Below are 5,169 nucleotides of genomic sequence, written 5' to 3'. Positions count from 1 at the left end.
TGCTTGTTGAGGAGTCTTGGGTTCCTCTAATGGGACAAATCCACCATCGTGAGTATTGAAAGCAGGTTCATCAAAAAAGTAATCTGTATAAACTTTTCTGTCTGACATTTTATCCGCATCCTTTGATTATTTTGGATTCAAGTTAATAATACTACTAAATTAGACGCCGATACAGGATTTGTGGCATAATGGAATTACAAGAGGAGGTGGCACTGTGGCAGATGTAGTATCTTTCGACAAGTTAGATGAGACAGTCAGCAATAAAGCAGTGGAAGACTTTGTCGATTTTTATCTTCGGTGGTTCAAGAAAAATGATCTGGAAATTTTGGCTGAATATAAGATTGATTATTATCTAGCTGATATTAACCACTATATTTTTGAGAACGAGTCCTTCACTCCTGAGCAAATGAAAAAAGAATTACTTGAACAACGCGGTCAAGACCTTAAACACGTTATTTCAGTAATTAACCCAGAGTATTATGGCAACGGTAGTTTGGTAGAAGGTTCATGGGATAAATGGTACCGGGAAAAGTTTGAGAAGGTTCCGGAACGCGACTAGTCTTTTGAATATACTTTCAATTGTTAATTTGCTATTATTGAGCTATATAGAGTAGTGAGGAGGGATTTTCATGGCTAAAGAAAAGACCGAAAAATCAAAGAAAAAGACAAGTTCAAAGAAGCTTCAATACAAGACTGATGTTGACGTTCACCAAATGGTAATTAATAAGTCGGTCATGTCTTTGAAAGTGCCGACTATTCTCGCTCAAAAGGAAGCACAGGGGTTGTTGACCAAGGCCATTGACGATGGAATTACCCCTTACTACCTCAGGCAGGAAACGATTGAGCGGCTGAGCGGATTTAGCCACCGGGAGTGATCACTTCCTTTCGCCGAATTTGAATCAGCGGGAAACACTTCAAATTTAAACCAAACAAATAGACTGGAGACAAACCAACGTTTGCTTCCAGTCTATTTGTTTGTGGGTTAGAAAAGTGTTTCAAAAACTATGGTAAATCGAAGAAGTGATCTGTTACAAAATCTAAATTGGTTAAATACCCCATGGTTACTTGGTTGCGACCTTTTCAGGAACCGGTTCGTAGAGCTTCCTGTCCAGAAGATTCTCATCGGATGCGACGGCAATCGCAGTCGTCGTATCTCCAACCACGTTTAAAACCGTTCGGAACATGCCGGAGAACCAATCAATTCCAGCCAGGATGGCAATACTTTGCATTGGTAAGCCCAAAGTGGGAACAACAATTGTCAAAGCAACCAGACCGCCGCCGGGAACGACGACCGTTCCCAAGCAGGCGATGACGGACAACAGGACAATTTTAACCATTGATACTGGTGAAACAGACAGTCCATACAGTTGGGTCAACGTTAAGCAGGATAGTGACAAGTACATTGCCAGCCCATTGCTGTTTAAGGCCATCCCCAAGGGTAAAACCAGTTGGCTAATCGATTTTTCAACCCCTAGCCGATCTTCGGCATCCTCCATTTCGATTGGAAGCGAGATTGCTGAAGAAGTGGTGGTAAACGCCACCAGAATAATTCTCGAAAAACCGCGGACAAGTCCTCTCAGCGGTACTTTTGCATACCAACTGATAAACCCAAACAGGACAATCAAGAAGGCAACACTGCCGACACCAAACGCAGTTAAAAATTTGAGCAGCGGTAGGATCACCTTAATCCCGGAGGTTGCGGTCACCCAGGCCATTAGCGCGGCAATACCAATCGGAGCGAGCTTCATCACCATCATGACCAGCTTGACAGTTAGCTGGTTGACTTGTTTGACGAGACTCAGGACCTGGTTGAATTGACCATTGGTATTGGCCCGGTTGAGGACAATTCCAAACAGAATTGCGAAGATGATAACTTGGATTACATTTCCCTTCGCAAGGGCATCAAAAATGTTAGTGGGAAAGAAGTCCAAGACGGTCTGACTAAAACTCGTCGTTGCCTTGGCAACCGTTCCCGTTGTGCTGACGGAAGCCAGCTTAATGCCACTGCCAGGGTTGATGACGTATCCAATCAACAGTCCCAGCATGGCGGCCAACAGAGTTGTGATCAAGAACCAGCCGGCAGTTTTGCCACCCAATCTTCCCAGTTGATCGGATTTTAAGCTGCCGAGGGCCTCGATAACGGCTCCGAAAATTAATAAAACGACCGCCATTTGAATTAAGCGTAGAAAAATATTTCCAAGTAGCTGAATGCCGGCAATCTTTGGACCAAATGCCAATCCAAGAAGGGCGCCGACAATCATGCCAATTCCAATTTGTGCCGTTATACTGATGTGTTTCACAGTGTATCCCCCAAACTTAATAGGCTTGTTGGTGGAGACTTTCGGTTAACAGCGTCACGCCTCGCTCCAAGTCTGCTTGAGACGTATTTTCGTCCGGGGCGTGACTGATACCATTAATGCTTGGGACAAAAATCATCGTGGTTCTGGTCATTTGGGCCATAATTTGGCTGTCATGACCCGCGCCGGATGCGAGTTGGCTGGATTTGAACCCCAAGTGATCGGCAATCGTTTGATTACGGGCCAACATGGCTTGATCAAGTTGGGTCGCGTCACTTTTGGCCCAGCGATTAACACTGCTGGTAATCTTGGAACTGCGCGGTGTTTCCACCACTTGATGAAGTATTTGTTCGAACTGATCGAGGACCGCTTCTTTTTCATGGCGCGTGTCGATCGTGAAATCAACTCGTCCAGGGATGACATTTGACGTATTAGGTGATACATGGAATTCACCCACGGTAAATGTCAGTTGCGGATCCACTTGACGGGCGTTTTTTCGTAAGTCGGAAATCAGGTCAACGGCCATCTGCAGGGCATCCGCTCGGTCATTCATCGGCGTGGTTCCAGCATGATTGGCAATGCCTTTGACAGTGACTGTAAACCGGCGTTGGCCGACAATTGATGTGACCAGGCCAATTTGTAAGTGGTGGTCAATTAACCGCGGCCCCTGCTCGATGTGCAGTTCGGTGAAGGTCACTGGTAATGCGGGCAAATTGTGGCTAACCCCAGGGCGGTCTAACTTTGAAACCGCAGCTCGTCTGGCGGCATCAAAGCTGATGCCATCAGGATCGCGCATCGCCAAATTGATTGGTTGGCCGGTATAGTGCTTGGACCCGGTAAAGGTTTCCGGAAAGCGGCTGCCTTCTTCTTCGCTAAAGGAAATTAAACGAAGCGTTTTTGAAGGTTGCCCATTATCGTCCAGGAGCCTTTCAAGTGCTTGAAGACCACCAAGCACCCCGTAAAGGCCATCGAATCGACCCCCTTGTTTGACAGTGTCAACATGAGACCCGGTCGCAATAACCTGTTCAGGATTCGTTTTTCCGGGAATATCCAGATAAGCGGTCCCAAAATCATCAACGGTTCCCTGAAAACCAAGGTCGAGCCCCCACTGGATAATTTGCTGTTGTGCGGCGATCCAAGTGGGAGAGTAAACCAGTCGGTTTTGGCCAACCTCACCTTTTGATAAATCATTAATTTGATTCAAGCGATGTGCTAATTGATTTAATTGGGTTGTTGTCATCTGGCTGCCTCTACTTGGCGGCGCTGACACCGGTGAGTGGGGATGAGGCAACCGCACCATGTTCGATGACGCGGCCGGGTTTAGCCAAATAAGCTTTGCGGCCGGCTTCAACTGCCAGCTTGAAGGCTTCAGCCATGAGCGGGATATTTCCGGCGGTTGCCATTGAGGTGTTGGCCATAACCGCAGCTGCCCCCATTTCCATGGCTTCGGCAGCTTGACTTGGACGGCCAATTCCAGCGTCGACGATGATTGGCAGGTCAATTTCATCAATCAAAATTTGAATCAAGTCTTTGGTTGATAATCCCTTATTGGTTCCAATTGGTGCCCCTAAAGGCATGACCGTTGCGGCGCCAGCGTCCACTAATTGACGGGCAATATTTAAGTCCGGCAGCATATACGGCATGACAATAAAGCCTTCATTGGCCAAAACTTCAGTTGCTTTTAAAGTTTCGTAGTTATCCGGCATTAAATATTTCTTGTCGGGAACGACTTCCAGCTTGATGAAGTTACTTCCGCTAAGTTCGCGGGCAATGCGGGCCGTTCGAATTGCTTCTTCAGCATTGGTCGAACCAGACGTGTTTGGCAAAATCGTGATGCCCTCCGGAATATAATTGAGAATGTTTTCTTTTCCGGTTGTGTTGCGGCGAAGGGCCATGGTGATGATTTGGGCCTTCGCGTTATTAATTGCCGAGTCAATTAAATCATATGAATATTTCCCAGATCCTAAAATAAACCGGGATGTAAAGGCGTGACCGCCAATCATGAGTTCATCTTTTTCATTTGCCATGAATAAATCCTCCTCAGATTTCTGTGTTTCCTAGAATTAAGCGGGTGATCATGTTGGCTTCATGACCGGCTGCGATCATGACCCGGGGTGCCATTAACCCTTCGGCGCCCAGCGTGACACCATCTCCGGCAATATAGAGGTTCTTTCGGGGATGCTTGGTGGTAATGGTATTGGAGCTGTGCACCCCGGCCATTCCGGTGCCCATCACAATCGGCTTATCAGGATAAAATTCTGAAGCTGCATCCAGCAGCATCGCCTTTGCGGCGGGGTTATCGAAAGCCTCGCAGATAATGTCGGCGTCTTCAAACAACTCTTTAACATTGTCGTGGGTGATTTTAACCTGGTGAGTTTTGATCTCGATAAATGGATTAAACTCTTGAAGGTTTTGTTTCAAAGCGACTACTTTTGGCATCCCAACCTGGCTGAGCTTAAATTGTTGCCGATTTAAATTGCTTAATTCGACTGAGTCAAAATCAATTAGGGTCAGATGACCAACCCCAATTCGAGTCAAGGCAATCGCGATGTTTGACCCCAATCCGCCGGCACCGGCAATGGTGACGTGGGCTGCGGCCAGCTTGTCAGTTGAGTCTTTGACGTTTCGTTCCTTCATGCCTTGATAAACGTCGTTATAGCTTGATCCTTGAATTTCTGGTTCCTGCATGTTGTTAATCGACTCCTTTTATAAAGTGAGCGGATCCAAGCGGTTAGAAATCGGATTGTAAGTCTCCTCGGAAGTAAATACCCCGGTTTTGGGGATTTGCTTCCGAGGTGCTTACAAGGAGATTTCTGCTTGGAGGAGCTGTCCTAAGAAAGTGAGCGAGTCCAAGCGGTTACAGGTAGACTAC

6 protein-coding genes are annotated in these 5,169 nt (G+C 46.6%); 2 read left to right on the top strand and 4 right to left on the bottom strand.

The features are described 5' to 3' along the window. Positions 1 to 214 precede the first annotated feature (214 nt). The gene (locus AB3112_RS07950) at positions 215 to 559 is read left to right on the top strand and encodes a hypothetical protein (protein WP_084974068.1); all 345 of its coding nucleotides are present in this window, start codon (positions 215 to 217) and stop codon (positions 557 to 559) included. Between the two features lie 70 nt (positions 560 to 629). Further along, positions 630 to 875, top strand: a complete 246-nt coding sequence (locus AB3112_RS07945) for a hypothetical protein (protein WP_057910154.1) — start codon at positions 630 to 632, stop codon at positions 873 to 875. A gap of 186 nt (positions 876 to 1,061) precedes the next feature. Here AB3112_RS07945 and AB3112_RS07940 read toward each other — a convergent pair whose 3' ends face one another. Genes AB3112_RS07940 through thiF form a run of 4 tightly spaced genes read right to left on the bottom strand, consistent with a single transcriptional unit; the run spans position 1,062 to position 4,985 of the window. Then, positions 1,062 to 2,300, bottom strand: a complete 1,239-nt coding sequence (locus AB3112_RS07940; protein WP_367334245.1) for a dicarboxylate/amino acid:cation symporter — start codon at positions 2,298 to 2,300, stop codon at positions 1,062 to 1,064. A gap of 16 nt (positions 2,301 to 2,316) precedes the next feature. Continuing rightward, complete coding sequence (locus AB3112_RS07935) at positions 2,317 to 3,537, bottom strand: M20 family metallo-hydrolase (RefSeq protein WP_367334244.1); 1,221 nt, start codon at positions 3,535 to 3,537, stop codon at positions 2,317 to 2,319. A gap of 10 nt (positions 3,538 to 3,547) precedes the next feature. After that, on the bottom strand, positions 3,548 to 4,324 hold the full coding sequence (locus tag AB3112_RS07930; protein ID WP_057910151.1) for a thiazole synthase: 777 nt from the start codon (positions 4,322 to 4,324) through the stop codon (positions 3,548 to 3,550). A 13-nt stretch (positions 4,325 to 4,337) separates the two neighbouring features. Next, entirely contained in the window at positions 4,338 to 4,985 is a 648-nt protein-coding gene (gene thiF / locus AB3112_RS07925; protein WP_084998263.1) for a sulfur carrier protein ThiS adenylyltransferase ThiF, read from the bottom strand. Between the last annotated feature and the right edge of the window lie 184 nt (positions 4,986 to 5,169).

The organism is Lentilactobacillus sp. (assembly GCF_040773105.1).
GTDB classification, from domain to species: domain Bacteria; phylum Bacillota; class Bacilli; order Lactobacillales; family Lactobacillaceae; genus Lentilactobacillus; species Lentilactobacillus parabuchneri.
This window is presented reverse-complemented; position numbering and strand designations above follow the sequence as displayed.

Excerpts from the sequence above, each read along its gene's own strand:
- AB3112_RS07945 (WP_057910154.1), top strand. The coding sequence starts at position 630 with ATGGCTAAAGAAAAGACCGAAAAATCAAAGAAAAAGACAAGTTCAAAG.
- AB3112_RS07935 (WP_367334244.1), bottom strand. The coding sequence starts at position 3,537 with ATGACAACAACCCAATTAAATCAATTAGCACATCGCTTGAATCAAATT.
- AB3112_RS07930 (WP_057910151.1), bottom strand. The coding sequence starts at position 4,324 with ATGGCAAATGAAAAAGATGAACTCATGATTGGCGGTCACGCCTTTACA.
- thiF (WP_084998263.1), bottom strand. The coding sequence starts at position 4,985 with ATGCAGGAACCAGAAATTCAAGGATCAAGCTATAACGACGTTTATCAA.